14 protein-coding genes are annotated in these 19,538 nt (G+C 68.3%); 9 read left to right on the plus strand and 5 right to left on the minus strand.

The window, feature by feature from the left end:
• The coding region (locus D7V77_RS46025) for an aldo/keto reductase (RefSeq protein ID WP_368666208.1) at nucleotides 1–163 on the minus strand (163 nt) is incomplete at its 3' end.
• On the opposite strand from D7V77_RS46025, the gene D7V77_RS28600 reads away from it, so the two are divergent.
• The 4 genes from D7V77_RS28600 to D7V77_RS28615 all read left to right on the plus strand — a co-directional run bounded on the left by D7V77_RS28600 (nucleotide 143) and on the right by D7V77_RS28615 (nucleotide 4,535).
• Nucleotides 143–2,674 carry a pitrilysin family protein gene (locus D7V77_RS28600; RefSeq protein WP_233597293.1) on the plus strand — a complete coding sequence of 844 codons (2,532 nt, stop codon included), beginning with the start codon at nucleotides 143–145 and terminating at the stop codon, nucleotides 2,672–2,674. The two genes, D7V77_RS46025 and D7V77_RS28600, sit on opposite strands and share 21 nt — an antisense overlap.
• Nucleotides 2,675–2,685: 11 nt before the next feature.
• Entirely contained in the window at nucleotides 2,686–3,147 is a 462-nt protein-coding gene (locus D7V77_RS28605; RefSeq protein WP_120579470.1) for a macro domain-containing protein, read from the plus strand.
• Nucleotides 3,148–3,184: 37 nt separating this feature from the next.
• Nucleotides 3,185–3,862: a glutathione S-transferase family protein gene (locus D7V77_RS28610; protein ID WP_120579471.1), complete on the plus strand. Its 678-nt coding sequence runs from the start codon at nucleotides 3,185–3,187 to the stop codon at nucleotides 3,860–3,862.
• An 82-nt stretch (nucleotides 3,863–3,944) separates the two neighbouring features.
• On the plus strand, nucleotides 3,945–4,535 hold the full coding sequence (locus D7V77_RS28615) for a hypothetical protein (protein WP_147452187.1): 591 nt from the start codon (nucleotides 3,945–3,947) through the stop codon (nucleotides 4,533–4,535).
• A 362-nt stretch (nucleotides 4,536–4,897) separates the two neighbouring features.
• On the opposite strand, the gene D7V77_RS28620 is transcribed toward D7V77_RS28615, so the two are convergent.
• A complete protein-coding gene (locus D7V77_RS28620) occupies nucleotides 4,898–7,354 on the minus strand; it encodes a kelch motif-containing protein (protein ID WP_233597294.1) in 2,457 nt (818 codons plus the stop codon).
• A 20-nt stretch (nucleotides 7,355–7,374) separates the two neighbouring features.
• Nucleotides 7,375–8,034 carry a hypothetical protein gene (locus D7V77_RS28625; protein WP_147452188.1) on the minus strand — a complete coding sequence of 220 codons (660 nt, stop codon included), beginning with the start codon at nucleotides 8,032–8,034 and terminating at the stop codon, nucleotides 7,375–7,377.
• A 439-nt stretch (nucleotides 8,035–8,473) separates the two neighbouring features.
• Between D7V77_RS28625 and mnmG the strand changes: the two genes are divergently transcribed.
• A complete protein-coding gene (mnmG, locus tag D7V77_RS28630) occupies nucleotides 8,474–10,315 on the plus strand; it encodes a tRNA uridine-5-carboxymethylaminomethyl(34) synthesis enzyme MnmG (RefSeq protein WP_120579474.1) in 1,842 nt (613 codons plus the stop codon).
• 76 nt (nucleotides 10,316–10,391) lie between these two features.
• Complete coding sequence (gene rsmG, locus D7V77_RS28635) at nucleotides 10,392–11,045, plus strand: 16S rRNA (guanine(527)-N(7))-methyltransferase RsmG (protein WP_120579475.1); 654 nt, start codon at nucleotides 10,392–10,394, stop codon at nucleotides 11,043–11,045.
• Nucleotides 11,046–11,072: 27 nt separating this feature from the next.
• On the opposite strand, the gene D7V77_RS28640 is transcribed toward rsmG, so the two are convergent.
• Nucleotides 11,073–12,227: an NAD(P)/FAD-dependent oxidoreductase gene (locus D7V77_RS28640; protein ID WP_233597296.1), complete on the minus strand. Its 1,155-nt coding sequence runs from the start codon at nucleotides 12,225–12,227 to the stop codon at nucleotides 11,073–11,075.
• A 205-nt stretch (nucleotides 12,228–12,432) separates the two neighbouring features.
• On the opposite strand from D7V77_RS28640, the gene D7V77_RS28645 reads away from it, so the two are divergent.
• Entirely contained in the window at nucleotides 12,433–13,305 is an 873-nt protein-coding gene (locus D7V77_RS28645; protein WP_233597298.1) for a helix-turn-helix transcriptional regulator, read from the plus strand.
• Nucleotides 13,306–13,330: 25 nt separating this feature from the next.
• Here the strand turns inward: D7V77_RS28645 and D7V77_RS28650 are convergent, their stop codons facing one another.
• Nucleotides 13,331–14,284 (minus strand): oxidoreductase, encoded by a 954-nt coding sequence (locus tag D7V77_RS28650; RefSeq protein ID WP_120579483.1) that lies wholly within the window; start codon nucleotides 14,282–14,284, stop codon nucleotides 13,331–13,333.
• 99 nt (nucleotides 14,285–14,383) lie between these two features.
• Between D7V77_RS28650 and D7V77_RS28655 the strand changes: the two genes are divergently transcribed.
• Nucleotides 14,384–14,776 (plus strand): VOC family protein, encoded by a 393-nt coding sequence (locus D7V77_RS28655; RefSeq protein ID WP_120579477.1) that lies wholly within the window; start codon nucleotides 14,384–14,386, stop codon nucleotides 14,774–14,776.
• A gap of 3,770 nt (nucleotides 14,777–18,546) precedes the next feature.
• Entirely contained in the window at nucleotides 18,547–19,338 is a 792-nt protein-coding gene (locus D7V77_RS28670) for a ParA family protein (RefSeq protein ID WP_120579480.1), read from the plus strand.
• The last annotated feature ends 200 nt before the right edge of the window (nucleotides 19,339–19,538 follow it).

Below are 19,538 nucleotides of genomic sequence, written 5' to 3' on the forward strand. Positions count from 1 at the left end.
CCTCGCGGACCTCCTCGGACGTCAGCCGGAAGTCCCCCGCGTGGATGAAACCCTCCACCTGCTTCGCGCTGCGCGCCCCCACGATGGCGGCGGTGACGGCCGGATCCCGCAACGTCCAGGCAAGGGCTACGGCGAGACGGGCATGGCGCACCTGCTCGAACACCTGATGTTCAAGGGCACGCCCACCACCCCCAACGTGCCCCAGGCCCTCACCGAACGCGGCGCGCGCCCCAACGGCACCACCTGGTTGGATCGCACCAACTACTACGAGACCCTGCCCGCGTCGGACGACAACCTGTCCTGGGCGCTCGCCTTCGAAGCGGACCGCATGGTCCACAGCTTCATCGCGCGAAAGGACCTGGACAGCGAGATGACCGTGGTCCGCAACGAGTTCGAGTCCGGCGAGAACGACCCGCGCGGCATCCTCTTCAAGCGCACCATGAGCGCCGCGTACCGCTGGCACAACTACGGCAAGGCCACCATCGGCGCGAAGGCGGACCTGGAGCACGTGCCCATCGACCGGCTCCAGGCCTTCTACCGGCGCTACTACCGCCCCGACAACGCGACGCTCGTCATCGCCGGACTCTTCCAGCCGGAGAAGGCCCTGGCGCTCGTGCAGTCCACCTTCGGCAAGCTGCAGAAGCCCGCGGAGCCCGTGCCCGTCACGTACACCGAGGAGCCCACCCAGGACGGTGAGCGCGAAGTGACGCTGCGCCGCGTGGGCGACAACCAGCTCATCTCCAGCGTCTACCACGTGCCCGAGGGCGCCCACCCCGACTTCGCCGCCATCGACGTGCTCACCCAGGTGCTGGGCGACGTGCCGTCCGGCCGCCTCTACAAGGCGCTCGTGGAGACGAAGAAGGCCTCTCGCGCGGGTGCGTTCAACTTCCAGCTGCGCGACCCGGGCGTCATCGGCTTCCGCGCCGAGGCCCGCCAGGATCAGCCCCTGCCCCCCGTGCGTGAAGCGCTGATCAAGACCGTGGAGGAGGCCTCCCGCACGCCCTTCACCGACGAAGAGGTGAACCGCGCGAAGACGGCCCTCGCGAAGCAGACGGAGCTGCTCCTCAACAACTCCGAGCGCGCCGCCATCCTCCTGTCCGAGTGGGCCGCAGTGGGCGACTGGCGCCTGCTCTTCCTGCACCGCGACCGCATCGAGGCCGTCACTCCCGCGGATGTCACCCGCGTGGCCGCCGCGTACCTCAAGAGCTCCAACCGCACGATGGGCACCTTCGTGCCCACGCCGAAGCCGGACCGCTCGGAGCTGCCGCCCGCGGTGGACGTGGCGAAGATGGTGGACGGCTACCAGGGCAAGGCCGCTGTCGCCCAGGGCGAGGCCTTCGACCCCTCCCCCGCCAACATCGAGTCTCGCGTGCAGCGCGGCGAGCTGGCCAACGGCGTGAAGTACGCGCTGCTGCCCAAGAAGACGCGCGGCGAGATGGTCAACCTGGCGCTGGACCTGCGCTGGGGCACCGCGGAGACCTTGAACGGCAAGCTGCCCGCCGCCACCTACGCGGGCGGCATGTTGATGCGCGGCACCACGAAGCACACCCGCCAGCAGCTCTACGACGCGCTCGACAAGCTCAAGGCCCGCGTGGGCGTGGACGGCGGCGCGATGGGCGCCAGCGTCTCCATCGAGTGCCCTCGCGCGAGCCTCCCGGAGGTCCTCAAGCTGGTGGCCGAGGTGCTGCGCGAGCCCGCGTTCGACGCGAAGGAGTTCGCGCTCCTCAAGCAGGAGCGGCTGGCCTCGCTGGAGTCGCAGCGCAGCGAGCCGCAGCCCCAGGCCAGCATCGCGTTCTGGCGCCTGCTCAGCTCCCAGTACCCCAAGGGCCACCCGTACTACGTGCCCACCCTGGACGAACGCCTGGCCGACGCGAAGGCCGTCACGCTGGAGCAGGCGCGCGACTTCCATCGCAAGTTCTACGGCGCCTCGCGCGGGGAGCTCGCGGTGGTGGGGGACTTCGACGCGAAGGAGCTCACCTCGCTCGTGGGCCCCCTGCTCGACGGCTGGAAGAGCCCGGCGCCCTACGCGCGCGTGCCCCGCACGTTCCAGGACGTGGCTCCGAAGTCCGTCGTGCTGGAGACGCCGGACAAGGCCAACGCGTACTTCCTCGCGGGACAGCTGCTCCAGATTCGCGACGACCACGCGGACTGGCCCGGCATGATGATGGGCAACTTCATGCTGGGCGGTGGCTTCCTCAACTCGCGGCTGGCCACGCGCGTGCGTCAGCAGGACGGCCTGTCCTATGGCGTGGGCAGCAGCCTGTCCGCCCAGGAGCTGGACACCGTGGGCTGGTTCCTCACCTACGCCATCTACGCGCCGCAGAACGCCCAGAAGCTGGAGGCCGCCATGCGCGAGGAGGTCACCCGCGCCGTGCAGAAGGGCTTCACGCAGCAGGAGCTGGACAAGGCGCGCGCGGGCCTCCTGGAGTACCGGCAGTCCGCTCGGGCGCAGGATGGGAACCTGGCGCAGCAGCTGGCCGAAGGCCTGTACCTGGGGCGCACGCTGAAGTTCGACGCGGAGCTGGAGGCGAAGCTCCAGAAGCTGACCGCCGAGGACGTGCGCAAGGCCCTGTCCAACCACCTGGACTTCAGCAAGGCCACCCTCGTGCGTGCGGGTGACTTCGCGAACGTCTCCAAGCAGCAGGCTCCGCAGGCTCCGGCGCCGGCCAACTAAAGTCCGCGTCCATGCCCGTGCAACTGGTGGAAGGCGACCTGCTGGACCAGCCGGTGGACGCCATCGTCAACGCGTGGAACCGGAACATCATCCCCTGGTGGCTGCTCCTGCCCCAGGGGGTGTCCGGGGCCATCAAGCGCCGGGGTGGCACGGCGCCGTTCCGCGAGGTCGCGCGCGTGGGGCCCATGCCGTTGGGCTCGGCGGTGGTGACCGGGCCGGGGCGCCTGCCCTTCAAGGGCATCATCCACGTCGCGGGCATCAACATGCTCTGGCGTGCGTCCGCGCGGTCCATCCAGGACTCGGTGCGAAACGCGCTGGAGCGGGCCGGGGAGCACGGCTTCCGCTCCGTGGCGTTCCCCATCATCGGCGCGGGCTCCGGGAGCTTCAACGAGGACCGCGCGCTGGAGCTGATGCGCGAGGCGTTGGGGGATGCCCCCTCTTTCGACGTGCGCGTGGTGCGCTTCCGCCGTTAGACGGAGCGCACCTCTTCACACGCGAAGCGAGGGTGACATGATCGACCTGTACACGTGGGGCACGCCGAACGGTTTCAAGGTCTCCGTGGCGCTGGAGGAACTGGCGCTGCCGTACACCGTGCATGCGCTGGACATCTCCACCGGGGTGCAGAAGCAGCCCGCGTTCCTGGCCATCAACCCCAATGGCCGCATCCCTGCCATCGTGGACCGCGCGGAGGGCGACTTCGCCGTCTTCGAGTCCGGCGCCATCCTCATCTACCTGGCGGAGAAGACGGGCCGGCTGATGCCCACGGATGCGAAGGGCCGCTCGCGAGTCATCCAGTGGCTGATGTTCCAGATGGGCGGCGTGGGCCCCATGCAGGGGCAGGCCAACGTCTTCTTCCGCTACTTCCCGGAGAAGATTCAGCCCGCCATCGACCGGTACCAGAACGAGACGCGCCGCTTGTACACGGTGCTGGAGAGCCGGCTGAAGGACCACGAGTACCTGGCTGGCGACTACAGCATCGCGGACATCGCGAACTGGGCGTGGGTGCGCTCGCACGAGTGGGCGGGCGTGTCCCTGGACGGGCTGCCGGGCGTGCAGCGGTGGCTGGCCGCCATCGAGAACCGGCCCGCGTCGCAGCGTGGACTGGACGTGCCCACGCCTCGCAAGCAGGAGGACGCTCGGACCGCCGCGCAGCGCATCGAGGGTGCTCGCGGGCTCATCCAGCGCTGAGGCGCCCTCCCCTCCCCTGCCCTGTCGCATGGCTCCGAACATCCGGACATCCGAGCCCGGCGTGCGCATGATGGGGCCGTTCATGGCTCCCGAGTCGGGAGCCCAGGGAGCGGATGACATGGGAGTGGTGCGGAGCCTGGGGCGGTGGGCCGGACTGTGTCTGGCATTGGGACTGTGGGGCGCGTGCACGCCGAGCGGTGGCACCGTGCGCGCGTCGCGGGACAACGTGGCGCCGGATGGCTGCGCGCCGGCCACGTGCTCGCAGGCGATGGTGGCCTGTGGCCGGACGCCGGATGGGTGCGGCGGGTTCATCGACTGCGGCGACTGTCAGGCCGGCACGTGCACCCACGGCCGCTGCGTGGCCCCGCCCGTGCCCGCCGAGCCGAAGAAGGACCCTACGGGCCCCATCAGCACCTGCACCCCCGGGTGCAAACCCAACGAGTCCTGCGTGGACGACCGCTGCGTCTGCCAGCGCGCGACGTGCGCCACGCTGGGACTGAAGTGCGGCACCGCGGATGACGGCTGCGGCGGCATGTTGCAGTGCGGCGCGTGCGTGCCGGCGTGCCGGCCGGACGAGATGGAGTGCTGCGGCGCGTGCATCCCCAAGTCGGACGGGCGCTGCCCGGAGAACGTGCACTGCCCCAGCCGGTCGAACCCCCCGGCCACCCGCTGACGCCGAGCGGTTCCGGGCCCTGGTGAAGGGCCTGGAACCGGCAATGTCAGACCCCCCCGCTATACCCTTCCCCGTCGCGCACACGGGAGGTCCGCCGGCCTCGCTGGTTCGAGTCCGAAAGCCCAATGCGCCCTCACCGCACGGGTAGGTCTGGCTCCCGTGTGTGCGACGCCATGTGAAGGCACGAGGTCCGGGGGACTCGTGCGGGAAAGGTCCCATGGATGCCATCGCCGTCGAAGGGCCAGAGACGCCACCGGTGTGTCAGGCGCGTCCTTGACGGATCCACGATGACTGGTGCGCGCGAGGCGGGCGGCGTTGTTACCCCTCCCACTGCCCGCCTCGCGTGCTCCCAAACTTGTGGGTCAGGGGGTGTAGAGCTCCGCGCTGGCGAAGTCGGAGCCAGATTCATACCCGCCCGCCACGAGCACCTTGCCGGAAGGGAGCAGCGCCGCCGCATGGTCGCGTCGACCGCTCAGCGGCAGGCCCGCCAGGGTCCAGGTTCCAAGCTCGGGGTCGTAGAGTTCCGCGTCTCTCTCCGACCCGAATCCTCCGACAATCAATACCTTGCCGGAGTACAGGAGCGTGGCGGTGTGCGATGCGCGCACGCTTCCCATGCCGCCGGTCGTGACCCATTGGTTACGCGTTGAATCATAGAAGACGGCGGTGGAGATGACCTGCCCACCTCCAGAAGCCCCACCTGCCAGGAGCACGCGTCCCGAAGTCAGCAGTGTCGCTGTGTGGAGACGACGACTTTCAGGCATTGGGGCCAACGTCTTCCACGAACCGGTTTCTGGGTCATAAACCTCCGCAGAGGCCAGCGTCCCGAAGAAGGTGTCTCCACCGCCTCCTGTCACCAGCACTTTTCCGGAAGGAAGCAAGGTGGCGGTATGGCTGCCGCGCGCCTCTCTCATACTTCCCGTTGGAAGCCAGGTGCCTGTCACCGGGTCATAGAGCTCCGCAGTGGCGTGGTACCTGCTGCCTTCCCATCCGCCTGTCACCAGCACCCTGCCTGACGGCAGGCGCGTCGCGGTATGCCCGATGCGGCGCGAGCCCATGCTTGCCGTGGAGATCCACGTTCCCGTCAAAGGCTCATACAGCTCCGAAGCGGCGACGTACGTCCCCTGCTCATCCGCGCCTCCGGTGGCCAGCACCTGGCCTGAAGCAAGAAGCGTCGCGGTGTGCCCATGGCGCTTCGTGCGCATGCCTTCGGTATAGGTCCAGGCATTCGTGGCCGGGTCGTAGAGGCCCGAGACATCCACCGCGCTACCATGGATCCCTCCCGCCAGAAGCACATTCCCCGAGGAAAGCAATGTCAGCGTTCCTTCGCTTCGGGGTGAAGTCGTGAGCCGGGTGTCAACCCATGTTTCCGCGCCTGGGTTGTATATCTCCGAGGTGGCGAGTTCAGGCGGACTGGAGTCGCCCATTCCCCCGGTGATCAACATCGTTCCACTGCCCAACAGCGTGGCCGTATGTCCACTGCGCGCACTGGCGAGGTTTCCGTGGGGAGTCCAGGTCTTGGATGCCGGGTCATACAGCTCGGCGCTGGAGAGAAGGCCGCGCCACGTGTCAAAGCCACCCACAACCAGGACCTTGCCTGAGGGCAGCAGCGAGGCTGTATGGGTATAGCGACCCGTGAGCATGCTTCCGACAGAGGTCCATGTGCCGGTGGAGGGGTCATACAACTCCGCGGAAGCAAGAGCCGGATCTCCATTCGAAACGGCACCTCCGGTGATCAGGACGAGGCCTGAGGGAAGCAGTGTGGCCGTGTGGTTCTGGCGTTTCCCGGCCATGAGTCCCGTGGGTGTCCACGACCCTGTCGCCGGGTCATAGAGTTCGGCACTGGCGAGTACGGTTCCGTCGGGCCCCTCGCCACCCGTCACCAGCACCTTTTCCGAGAGCAGGAGGGTGGCCGTGTGGCCTCGGCGAGACGAGGACATGCTCCCGGTGGAAGTCCAGGTTCCTGTCTCAGGGGCATACAACACCGTCGCCGCGGGGTTGCCACTGCTGGCGGAACCACCCGTGACGAGAACCTGGCCCGAACGCAGCAGAGTGGCGCGATGTCCATGGCGAGCCACGGGCATGCTTCCCGTGTTCGTCCGAGAGTGGCCCCAAAAGGGGTCCCATTCGTGGAGCTCTGCGGAAGTGAGGACCTGATCGTTTTCGGAGATGCCTCCAGTCACCAGGACCTGGCCAGAAGGCAGCAGTGTGGCCGTGTGTTGTTCACGGGCCATGGCCATGTCTTCGGTGCGATTCCAGGTCCCCGTCCTCGGGTCGTACACTTCGGTGGTCGCAGCCTGCCCTCCGGTGCCTTGCCCGGCGTAGGCTCCCATTACCAGCACTTCTCCCGAGGACAGCAGCGTGGCCGTGTGATTCCGCCGGCCCGTGGTCATGGGGCCCGTTGAAGACCACGTCGGGCAGTCTGGAATGCCCACGGCGTTGAAACGTGCGGTGAGCGTTGTGCCCTGTGGATCCGTGGCCGTGACCATGAACGAACTCAGGGTTCCGGAGGGGAGACATTCTGGCGCCATCCATTGAATCCGGCTGGAGTCGAAAGCGTTCTCTGGGGAACCGAGGGTTCCCGTGGAGGCAGTCCATGCGAACTGGGCGGCTGCTCGGTTCGGGGCTTGGGTCTGGACGATGAACGTCAATTGCTTCCCGCCTTCAACGTATGAAGTGGGCGGGGGCGCCTGGATGAACTGGAAGGTGACGGGACCTTCCGCATCCCGGATGCCGCAGCGTCCGGGGTTCCGCTGACAGAAGTCGTCCAACTCCTGGTCGAAGTTCGTACACGCGGCCAGAGCCATCAGCAGGACGCCCATGAAACACATCCACGTCCTGTTCACGGCCACCTCCCCGCGACGAACGCCGAAGTCCCATCCGTGCCCAACGCCAGACTCCCCTCCCCTGCCCCGGAAGGCTTCGCTGTCAGATACAGGCCCAGGGACACGCCCAGCCCCACCACGCCTGCTCCCGCGAGGCCCAGTCCCACGGCTTGATAGGTCCGTCCCCGCGAGGCGCTGTTCTTCGCGTCCTCCAACGTGGCGAGGTTCGCGACATCGCTCCGGAGCGCGGTGCGCTCCAGCCGGGACAGCGCATAGGACAGCCCGCCTCCTGCCAGCAGTGCACCTCCCGCTATCGCGGAGATCCAGGCGACGTCGCTTGAACCCGGACGGCTCGCGGCCACCTGGGGCGTGGGCATGACAGGCATTGCCTGGGGCACGACCGTGGCCGGTTCCGGTGGCGCGGGCGGAGGTTGAACCTCCACGACAGGTGCAGGCGGCGGAGGCTCTACCGGCTTCGCGGCAAGCTGCCGCTGCGCTTCCAACTCCCCCTTCACCTGCTGTCGCAATTCCTCGAACCGCTGCTCCACCTTGGGAGACACAGCCAGGGGAAGCTGCTCATCTGGTTGCAGTGACAGGGCCGCCTTGAACGCGGCATCGCTGTCTTCGGTCCGCCCCAGGTCCGCGAGGATGATGCCTTCCAGGAGCGAGATGCTCACGGTGTCCTCCGCACGTTTCGATAACCGGCGGGCGCAGCCGAGCTCCTCCAACGCATGCTCGTATTCGAGGTCGTCGTAGAAACGCCCTGCGGCCAGGAAGCAGGCCTTTCCCTGATCATTCTCTTGAGCAGTCGCCCCCAGTGGAGTGAGGACCAGACTGCTCAACACCACGCCCACGACACACTTCCTGCCCGCCTGTCTTTTCATGAAGCCTCAGGTGCCCGGCACCCCGTCAAAAAAGCGCGCGAATGTGTGCCGAGCCGGCATGGGCCGCATAGTTGGGTCAGACAGACACCGTGACAGGTACGGGTGACCCGGGAGTGCCGTGCAATACCTCGCACCCTCGGCAGTCCAGGCGGGTGAGGAACCAGCCGGGTGGACGGTGTCCCCATGCCCGGCTTGCCACGGACGCGCCGGGGCGTGATACCCCCGGGACGCGATGGAACTCCGATACGACATCGTCGTGGTGGGGCTGGGCCACGCGGGCTGCGAGGCGGCGCTCGCGTGTGCTCGCATGGGCCTGTCCACCCTGGGCGTGACGCTCAAGCGCGAGCGCGCCGCCGTGATGAGCTGCAACCCCGCCGTGGGTGGCACCGCCAAGGGGCACCTGGTGCGCGAGCTGGATGCGCTCGGTGGACAGATGGGCCGCGCGGCGGACCTCGCGGGCACTCACGTCAAGGTCCTCAATCCCTCCAAGGGCCCCGCCGTGCAGGCCACTCGCGTCCTCTGCGACCGCGACGCCTACGCCGCCGGCATGCAGGCCGTGCTCTTCACCCAGCCGAACCTCACCGTGCACGAGGGAGAAGTCGCGGCCGTCGTCGCGGAAGAGGGGAGGGTGAAGGGCGTGGTGCTGGGGGACGGCACGCACGTACTGGCCCGCGCGGTGCTCCTCACCACCGGCACCTTCCTCCGCGCGCTCATGCACGTGGGCGAGCAGAAGGAGGTCGGCGGCCGGCTGGGAGACGAAGCCGCGCGCGGCCTGTCGGAGTCACTGCACGCGCTCGGCTTCACGCTGGGCCGCTTCAAGACGGGCACTCCCGCGCGACTGTCCCGCGACAGCATCGACTGGGACGCCGTCACTCCGCAGTCGGGAGACGTGGGCGTGCGGCCGTTCTCCTGGCGCACTCAGCTGGAGCAGGGCCTGCCGTTCCCGCGTCGGCCCTCGGTGATGTGCGGCCTCACCGCGACGACGGAGGCGACGCACCAGCTGCTGCGGGACAACCTGCACCGCTCGCCGCTGTTCCAGGGGGACATCGTGGGTCGAGGGCCCCGGTACTGCCCGTCGCTGGAGGACAAGGTGGTGCGCTTCGCCGCTCGCGAACGGCATCAGGTGTTCCTCGAACCGGAAGGGCCCACGTCGCCGCTCGTGTACCCGGCGGGCCTGTCCACCAGCATGCCCGCGGACGTGCAGCTGGAGTTCCTTCGCACCATCCCGGGCCTGTCCCGCGTGGAGGTGGTCCGCTACGGCTACGCGGTGGAGTACGACTTCGCTCCGCCCACGCAGCTGCACCCCACGCTGGAGACGAAGGCCGTCGCGGGCCTGTTCTTCGCGGGCCAGCTCAACGGCACCTCCGGCTACGAGGAGGCCGCCTTCCAGGGCCTGTGGGCCGGCATCCAGGCGGCGCTCCAGGTGAAGGGCGAACCGGCGCTCGTCGTGGGCCGCGATGAGGCGCACGGCGCGGTGCTCGTGGATGACCTGGTCACCAAGGGCGTGGATGAACCGTTCCGCATGTTCACCAGCCGCTCCGAACATCGGCTCAAGCTGCGCGAGGGCAACGCGGACCTGCGGCTCGCGCGTCACGGACATCGCGTGGGGCTGTTGCCGAAGGAGGCCCTGGAGCGCGCGGAGGCTCGGGCCCACGCGGTGACGGCGGAGGTCGCGCGGCTCAAGCGCACCGGTCTGGCCCTGCGCCTCAAGCGCCCGGAGGTGACGTACGCGCAGCTGGCGCAAGAGCGCGAGGACTTCCCGGTGCTCGCCCCCGAGGTCGCGGAGGAGGTGGAGGTGGAGGTGAAGTACGAGGGCTACATCGCCCAGGCCGCCCGGGCCGCGGCGCGCGAGGCGGAGGCGTCCGACCGTTGGCGCATTCCGGACACGTTCCGCTTCACGGACGTGCGCGGTCTGGGTACGGAGGCGGTGGAGAAGTTGTCCGCGCACCGGCCCGGGACGGTGGGGCAGGCTCGGCGGATTCCGGGCCTGACGCCCGCCGCGGTGTCCCTGCTCCTGGTCGCTCTCAAGCGGGGACAGGGGCCGTCAAGTGATCAGGAACAGGGCTGTGGATAACGTGTGGACATTTCTGGGGATTGATTTCTCCTGAGTGATTCCAAGGACTTGAAGGGCCCTTCGGGGTGGAGGTGTTGTGGATAACGCGCGGTTCTCAGATCAGCTGGCATCCGGATGCAGTGCGTTGGGCATCACCGTGGGACCGGACGTGGGCCCGAAGCTCCAGCGGCTGATGGCGGAGCTCCTGAAGTGGAATGCGAAGGTGAACCTCACGGCCATCACCGCGCCGGAGGAGGTGCTGGAGAAGCACTTCCTGGACTCGCTGGCGGTGCTGCCGGAGGTGAAGGGCGCGACGTCGCTGCTGGACCTGGGTGCGGGCGCGGGCTTCCCCGGGCTGCCGCTCAAGCTGGAGCTGCCGGAGATGGGCGTGACGCTGGTGGACACGGTGGGCAAGAAGATCGCGTTCATCAAGGCCGCCGCCGCCAGCCTGGGCCTCGTCGGCGTGCGCGGACTGCACGCTCGAGCGGAAGGGAAGCCGGAGACGGAAGGGATTCCGCGCGCGCAGGTGCTCATCGCTCGCGCGTTCATGGACCTGCCGGACTGGCTGAACCTGGCGCCCGCGTACTTGGAGGAGGGCGGACGCGTGGTGGCGATGCTGGGCAAGCAGCAGACGGACGCGGAGCTCCAGGCGCGCGCGGCCGAGCGCAACCTGCGCGTGGTGTCTGCTCGGGCGTACCGGCTCCCGTTCTCCGGCGCCGAGCGTCAGGTCGCGGTGTTCGCGAAGCAGTAGGGGAGGGGAGGGCGCTCGGGCTCGGCTTCAGTGCGAGCCCAGGGCCGCCAACTCCTGCTGGACCCCACGGAAGTGCTCCAGCACGTGCTCGAGCGCGTGCTCGGAGAGGAAATCCATGCCCTGCATGGAGCCCTCGGCCGCGATAGCGGCGCGCTCGAACATGGCAGCCTCGTAGCCCTTCACGGCCTGGCTCCAGTCGGAGTCCGCCGCGAGCGCGAGCCCCAGCTCCAGTCCGTCGAGCATCGCCATGTTCACGCCCTCACCGCCGAAGGGCGGCATCACGTGGGCCGCGTCCCCGAGCAGCGTCACTCCCGGCCGGTGTGTCCAGCGGTGGCCCACCGGCAGCGCGACGATGGGGCGCGCGGCGATGCTGTCATTGCACGCGTCGATGAACGCGAGCAGGGACGGCGCCCACCCCGGGAGCAGCGCCTTGAGTTGTTCGCGGGCCCGGGCAGGGGAGGACGTATCCACGAGCCCCTGCTGGAGCTGTGCCTCGGACACCCGGAACATGAAGTAGGCGCGCACGTGGCCGTGGCTGCTGCGCTGAGCGATGAGGCCCTGGTTGCCCCCGACCACGGAGATCTTCCCGCGAGGGAGCAGCTTCGCGACCTCCGGATGCCGCGTGTCCACGTCGTCGATTTGCAGCTCGATGAAGAGCACGCCCGTGAAGGCCGGCGTCGCGGAGGACACGAGCGGGCGGACCTTCGACCACGCGCCATCCGCGCCCACCACCAGGTCGAACTCACCGAGCGAACCCTCCGGCCCCACGACGCGGTAGCGCCCGTCGGGGAGCGGCTCCACGGCGGACACCTTGCTTCCCCAGCGGATCCGTTCCGCGGACAGGCTTTCCAGCAGCAGGGAGCGCAGTTGCGTGCGGTCGATTTCCGGCCGGTCGCCGGCGCTCGCCTCGTTGTGCTGGAAGTGGAGCGTCCCCTGCGCGTCGTAGATGGCGTCACCCTGGTCGTCGTACCGGGCGACGGCCTTGAACTCCGCCTCCAATCCGGCCTCGCGAAGCGCGCGCAGCCCGGAGTCGGCGTGCAGGTCCAGCGAACCTCCCTGGGGACGGGCGAGCGGGTGCTCATCCAGCTCGAACACCGTGGCCGCGATGCCCCGTGTCGCCAGGATCCGCGCCAACGTCAGCCCACCCGGACCACCCCCGATGATTCCCACTGTCTTGGTCATGTGCATAGCTTGCTATGTAAATTGAGATGGGCTCCTATGCAACCCAAAGGGACCGCCGGGGGGTGGGCGCGCCGGATCCTCGTCACGACGTGAGTGGATCCACGGCCGCTTGAGAGGGGAGGGCACCTCACGAGCGTCCGCGTGGGATGCGTGGAACACACGGTGTCGATGCCTCACGCGGACGGTTCGCCTAACGTTCCGCCGCGTGACGGACATCTCCCGCAGCTCCGGGCGCGTCGAGCTCGCGCACTTCCTTCGCAGCCGCCGTGAGCGTTTGCGTCCGGAGGACGTGGGACTTCCTTCCGGTTCGCGGCGACGCACGCCGGGCCTTCGCCGCGAGGAACTGGCGCGGCTCGCCGACGTGGGCGTCAGTTGGTACACGTGGCTTGAGCAGGGGAGGGACATCCACGTCTCCGAACCGCTGCTGGAGCGCCTGGTGGTCGCGCTCCGTCTCACGCCGACGGAGCGTCTGCACCTCTTCGCGTTGGCGCACGGCCGGCCCGCGCCCATGCCCGTGCGCTCACCGGAGTCGGTCAGCGACGCGCTTCAACGACTGCTCGATGCGCATCCTTTTCCGGCGCTCGTCTCCACTCGACGGTGGGACATCGTCGCGTGGAACGCGGCGGCGACGGTCCTCTACGCGGACCTGGAACTTCCGGCCTCTTCATTAGAGGAGCGCAACGGCTTGTGGGCGCTGTTCATGAATCCAGAGCGGCGCGCGCGCATGCCTTCGTGGGATGAGGCGGTGCGCCGCGCCGTGGCGGGGTTCCGGATGGACGCCGCGAGGGCCGCGGACCGGTCGGAGTTCGACGCGCTGGCGGAGAAGCTCCAGTCCGCGAGCCCGGAGTTCGCGCGCCTCTGGAGCGAGCACGACGTGGTGGAGACCGCCTCCATGGTGAAGGTGTTCCTCCTTCCGAAGTGGGGGCCCATCGCGTTCGAGAACGTCACGCTCACGTACTCGGAACCCGACGGCCGGGAGCTGCGCGTGTCTTTCTACTCGCCGCGTCCCGGTCCCAACCTGGAGCGCACGCGGAAGTTGTTCCAACCGTCGTCGCCGCCCGGTCCGGACCGGACGTAGCACCCGCGGATCCGAAGGCCGTGCGTCACGGCTTGAAGTGGACGCCGGTCCACGCCTCGCTCGCGGACCACAGCTGGTCGGCCCGCTTCGGATCCACGGCCCAGTCCTTCACGCCGCGCCGGATGGTGGCGTCCGCGGGCGCCATCACGGCGATGTCGACGTTCTCGCAGTAGACGCCGCCCTTGCCCGCGAGCTGGGGGCTGGTCGCGCACCAGACCGTGGTCGCGGCGCCCTGTTCCACTGTCTTCAGCGGTTCGATCTTGTTGGAGTTCTCGACGGAGGCGCGGACCTCCTCCTCGGACATGTGCCGGGCCAGGTCCGTGAGGATGCCGCCGGGGTGGACGGCGAACGCGCGCACTCCGTGGGCCTCGCCGCGCGCATCCAGTCCGACGGCGAAGAGGATGTTCGCGGTCTTCGACTGCCCGTAGGCGACCCACTTGTCGTAGGGGCGCTGCTGGAAGAAGGGGTCCTCGAAGTCGACGCCGGCGAAGAAGTGGCCGCGCGATGACAGGCACACCACGCGCGCGCCGTTCGCCTGCTTCAGCGCGGGCCAGAGCCGGGCGGTGAGCTGGAAGTGGCCCAGGTGGTTGGTGGCGAATTGGGATTCGAAGCCGCGCGCGTCGCGGGTGAGCGGTGAGGCCATGATGCCCGCGTTGTTGATGAGCAGGTGCAGCGGCCGGCCGGACGCGATGAAGCGCGAAGCGAACGCATCGATGGACGCCGGGTCGAAGAGGTCCATGGGCTCCAGCTCCACGCGCTCCAATCCAGCGAGCGCGGCGCGCGCCTTGTTGGGAGTCCGCGCGGGGACGATGACGGTGGCACCCGCGGCGTGGAGCGTGCGGGTGGTCTCCAGTCCGATGCCCGCGTAGCCGCCGGTCACGATGGCGACGGTGCCATCCAGCCGGGTGTTGCCGAGCGCCTCGCGTGCGGTGGTGGTCGCGCCGAAGCCGGAGTTCAGGGGCTGCTGTTTCGTGGTCATGGGCACAAGGTGCCGACCCGCGGTCCGCGCGAAAAGAGCGTCAATTCATCCTATGTCTGGCACCACCCGGATGCGGATCCGGGAAGGGGAGGGCGGCACATGGACGCGGTGAAGTTGCGGGTCGCGAGGCCGACACGGGACCTGGACGCGGTGGTGCGCTTCTACCGGGACGGGTTGGGCTTCGAGGTGCTCGGAGGGTTCGAGGACCACGCGGGGTTCGACGGCGTGATGCTCGGGGATGCGGGTGCGCCGTATCACCTGGAGTTCACGGTGGAGCACGGACACGAAGCACCGCGAGCTCCGTCCGAAGACCACCTCCTGGTTTTCTACGTGCCGGACCCGGAGGCGTGGGCGGAGCGGGTCCGATGCATGGAGGCCGCGGGCTTCGCGCCGGTGCGGTCGCGCAATCCGTACTGGGATGCGAACGGAAGGACCTTCGAGGATCCGGACGGCTATCGCGTCGTGCTTCAGCAAGCCGCCTGGTCACGCTGAACAGTGAAGCGCGGCGGCGCGTGTTCCACGTGGAACGTCTGTGGCCGAGTCGCCCGGATGCGTTCGCGGGTCCCGAGGCTCCGCGTTCCACGTGGAACACGTCATCGAGTTCAGCCGCGTGATGAAGCGAAGTTCGGGACCGTCGCCGTGAATCGCGGCATCGACGTGAGTCCCCGGACCTCCATGCGGATGGAGCGCATGTCCGAGGGCTCGGCGCGAAAGCACATGCGGGCCGGACTCCCTGCTCCAGCGTTGGGTGGCTTCCTGTTCCACGTGGAACGTCTGAAGCGGAGTCGCGTGGATGCGTTCGTTGCTCATGTGGCTCCGCGTTCCACGTGGAACACGTTCACGGCGAGAGGCGCGAAGCGGAACGCGGACGCACGTGATGCCCATGTTCCACGTGGAACACGCGCTGACTGAAGTCCCGCGGATGGACCCGAAGGTTGATGCGGTTGAGTCCTGTCCGAGGACCACGAGGGGCCGCGTGGAAGCCTGTTCGCGAAGGAGCAGACTCACGTCGTTGTTCGCGCATGGGCATGCAGGTGGACCCGCATCACGCGGCTGCTTCGCACCCAGGCATGCGCATGCACAGGACCTCGCAGTCATGAGTTCCGCCCACCATCGGATCCGGTGCGCGATGGGCATCGCTGAAAGGAACGAAGCGATGGAGGCACGGGCTGAGTGGCCGACCGGTGTTCCACGTGGAACACGGCCGACCTCCGGTCCGCGTGTGGAGGCGCTGGCGAACAAGCGTTGAAGCAACACGCGGTTGTTCGCCGTGGCGTTGAACCGTGGCTGACCTGGAGCGCTTGATGGTGCGAAGGGGAGGGGAGCTGGCGCTCAGGCGGCTTCGCATGTTCCACGTGGAACACGCTCCAAGAAGGGGCTCCCCTGGTTGCTCGGACAGCGGTCGTCAGCGTGAGGGGCAGCGCATGGGATGTGCTGTTGGGGGATGAAGAAGAGACCGCGGTGACCGGCTCCACATCAGGCTCGCGGCACGGCGGTTCGCAGGCCTTTGGGTATCGGATCCGGACAAGCATCCATGCGGCGGTTCATGGGTGGCGGATGCGAAGCGCGATGGATGAAAGAGAGCCCCAGGCTGGTTGCTCCTTCCCCAACCACGGTTCGAATCGCGCGTGCTGGAAGTGGTTCAGGCACTTCCACTTCGCGGCCTCCGTGACGTGTTCCACGTGGAACGTCCCGGCATGGATGCGGCGCTTGAAGTGAGCAACGCGCTCAACAGGCATCAGCGAGTTCATGGCCGGTGAAGCTGATGGAGACGACTGCGGGTTCCACGTGGAACGTCCTGGTGGATCCACTGCCTTGCGGCGCCGTGTTCAGGAACGGTTCGGGACGGGTCTTCATCTGCGTGAGTTCGCGGATGCGTGAGCGTGTTCCACGTGGAACCTCATGGTGGTGGACCGTGCCTTCCGCGACCACGGTCCGCATGAAACGCTGAAGGCTCTGTCGAAGCGCAGTGGTGGGGTTGGCTTGAGCGTGTTCCACGTGGAACGTGCCGGTGGATCCACTGCCTGGGCATGGTCAGACCGCTACGGCTTCCGGACCGTGCTTCCACCTGACCGTGTTCGCGGATGCGTGAGCGTGTGCCACGTGGAACGTCCAACGTGAGAACCAACGGGGCGGACAGAAGGGCCCACGCAGATGCTGGACTGGTGCTCGCCGCATGCGCGCGAGATGGCGTGAACGTGTTCCACGTGGAACGGGCCATGCGGGCCTGCCGTCTTGATGGGGTGCCGTTGTCCGCGATGGATGCCAGGCCTTCCTTCGCGCAGGTGCTCGCGACCGCATGCGCGTGTTCCACGTGGAACAGCGTGGCCTGTGTTGGGCCATGACTCGGAACCGTCGTTGTCCGCGCAAGATGCTGGGCCTTCTTTCGCGCCGCCTGTTCGAAACGGTGTGGCGGGGTTCGCGTGAATCAGCGGCGCTGAACCACGGACTTGGGCTGATGGGATCCGCCCTGAATGCCGCGCTTCGCATCGTGTGCTCGCCGCCGCGTGAGCGTGTTCCACGTGGAACCTGCTGGCACGTGTGCGCGGCCTTGGGTTGGCGTGGTCCGCGAAACGCGCGGACCGTTCTTCCGCATGGCGTGGTCCGTGCGCTCATGCGTGTTCCACGTGGAACGCGCGGCATGGATGCCCTGCCTGTCGTTGGCGTGGTCCGCGAAACGCGGCGGACTGCTCCTCCGCATGGCGATGCTTGCCCTCATGCGTGGTCCACGTGGACCGGCGGCCTTGATGGACGGCCTTCAACTGACGCGGTTCCGAAAAGTCAGACCGCGCTTCCATGTGGCGGTGCTCGCATCGGTGGACGGTTGCTCATGTGAACGGCGCACCTGCGATGCCCTCGCCTGCGTTGGACGGGGTTCGTGGGAAGTGCCCAGACCGCCCGGCCGCATCACGCTGCTCGGGTTTGCTGATGCAGCTACGGAAACGGCTGGCGTGAGCGACTTCGGTTGGCGTGGTTCGCGAAAAGCACAGGGGCGTTCTTTCGCGGCGTGGTGCTCGCAGCGGCATGGCGCGTGTTCCACGTGGAACCGCCGGTGGTCGTGGCTGGGCCCAGCGCATCCACCTGATGGGGGCGTGAACGGGAACCCGGTGACTCGCCACGTGTCATGAGGCGCGGGTTCGCATCGCGTGCCGTGCTCCCCATCAAGCGCGGCTCCGTGGTCCGAAGGCGGTGACGTGCGGCTGGTCCCTGCGATGACGGTTCACGGTCGAAGTCCGTTGGCCGCATCGCCCGTTCGACGCCACGAATCCAGGCCTCGCCATCCATGGTCCGCGGGTGCCGGAACCGATGATGGAAGCCGTGCCGCGCGGCGGTTCGCTCACCCCATGCGGTGCGCCGCACGAACCGCCAACTCACGACCCGAGGCCGACATGGCGGAGCAGCTGTCGCAGATACGCGTTCCACGTGAAACCACCGGCGCGGCCCACGTGAAGTGGCGGCGGTGGCGCCGCGCTCGGCGGTTCGATTCAGCGGAGGTGCTCGGCGGGACTTCGCATCCGGTTGGGCGCCGACCCGGATGCCATCCGGCGTGCACCGCGAACCGTGCGGCGTTCACCCGGTCCCATCCCTCAACGTGGCACGGACGCGCATCCGGTCGGCGCTCCAGGGATCCGCGGAGGTGGCGCTCACGTGGAGGGCATCGCCCCGGATGGCTGGAACGCCTCGTTCAGCGGCGAGCTTGAGAAGCTCACGCGTCCACGCCGCCCCGAATCTGGAACCCACGACTTGAAGTCGCCGGACCGGTGCGCGGACTCACGCGGCCACCTCGTCCCCAAACCGGCGCGCACCCACCCGCGCCGAACGCGAGCTCGAACCGGACGCCCAAACCCAACGCGCGAACAGCATCGCCGCACCAGCCCGCGCGAAATCCCCGCGCCGCACGGACCCACGAAGCCCAACCCGTTCCACATGAAACGCCGGACCCGCGAACCGCGCGAAGCCTCCACCACGAACTCGCCGCGCGCGACCCCCTGAAAAACCCAACACCCTTCCGCCCCGCACGGAATCGCCGGCCAGAAAGCAGCCGAGCAGGCACGCGCAGCCCCCCTCATCCGCGCGAAATTCCGCCACCCACGGGTCCCCGAGCGAGGGGACGGGCAGGGCTTGAGTCCCACCTTGGATGGGAAATTGATCCATCCTCGAACCCCGTGCTAGCTGCCTGATCAGGCTCCGATTCGCGCGCACGTCCGCGCGAACCGCGGGCGGGGCTCTGGCGTCAGCCGGGGCGAGAGAGGATGGGCCACGTGGGTCGTATCATCTGCATCTCCAACCAGAAGGGCGGCGTGGGTAAGACCACCACCGCCATCAACCTCGCAGCGAGCCTCGCTTCCGCGGAGCGCCGCACCCTGCTGGTGGACATGGACCCCCAGGGCAACGCCGGCAGCGGCCTGGGCCTCAAGCGCGAGAACCTCACCGGCACCGTCTACGACGCGCTCCTCGGCGGCCGCCCCGCAGCCGAGCTCATCCACCCCACCGAGCTGCGCTTCCTCCAGGTCATCCCCGCCACGCCCGACCTCACCGGCGCGGAGGTCGAGCTCGTCAACCAGGAGCGCCGCGAGTTCCGCCTGCGCGAAGCCCTGCTGCCGCTCAAGGACAAGTACGACTACATCATCATCGACTGTCCGCCCTCGCTCGGCCTGCTCACGCTCAACGCCCTGGTGACCGCGGACTCCGTCCTCATCCCGCTCCAGTGCGAGTACTACGCGCTCGAGGGCCTGTCCCAGCTCACGCACACCATCGACCTGGTCAAGCAGGGGCTCAACCCCTCGCTGAAGATGGAGGGCATCCTCCTGACCATGTTCGACGCGCGCGCCAACATCGCCCACCAGGTCGTGGACGAGGTGCGCGGCTACTTCAAGGACCAGGTCTTCCAGGCCGTCGTGCCGCGCAACGTGCGCCTGTCCGAGTGCCCGTCCTTCGGTAAGCCGATCATCCTGTACGACATCAAGTCCAAGGGCTGCGAGAGCTACCTGGCCCTGGGCCGCGAGCTGATGCGCCGGGACTCCCCCAAGCCGTCCAAGCGCCGGGTCGCCTGACCGGTCGCCTCCTTAATAGAGCGATGTGAATGGTGGGACCGGGTGCCCGGTTCGCCGTGAAGCACTCAAGGCCCATGCGCGCCGGCCCCACGCCGGCGCGGGAGTTCCCAACCGCCGTGCAGAAGAACGCTGACACCCAGAAGCGCGCCCTGGGCCGGGGCCTCTCAGCCCTCATCCCCCAGGCCGCCCCCGCGCCGGCC

This window comes from Corallococcus sp. CA041A (assembly GCF_003612075.1).
GTDB classification, from domain to species: Bacteria; Myxococcota; Myxococcia; order Myxococcales; family Myxococcaceae; genus Corallococcus; species Corallococcus exiguus.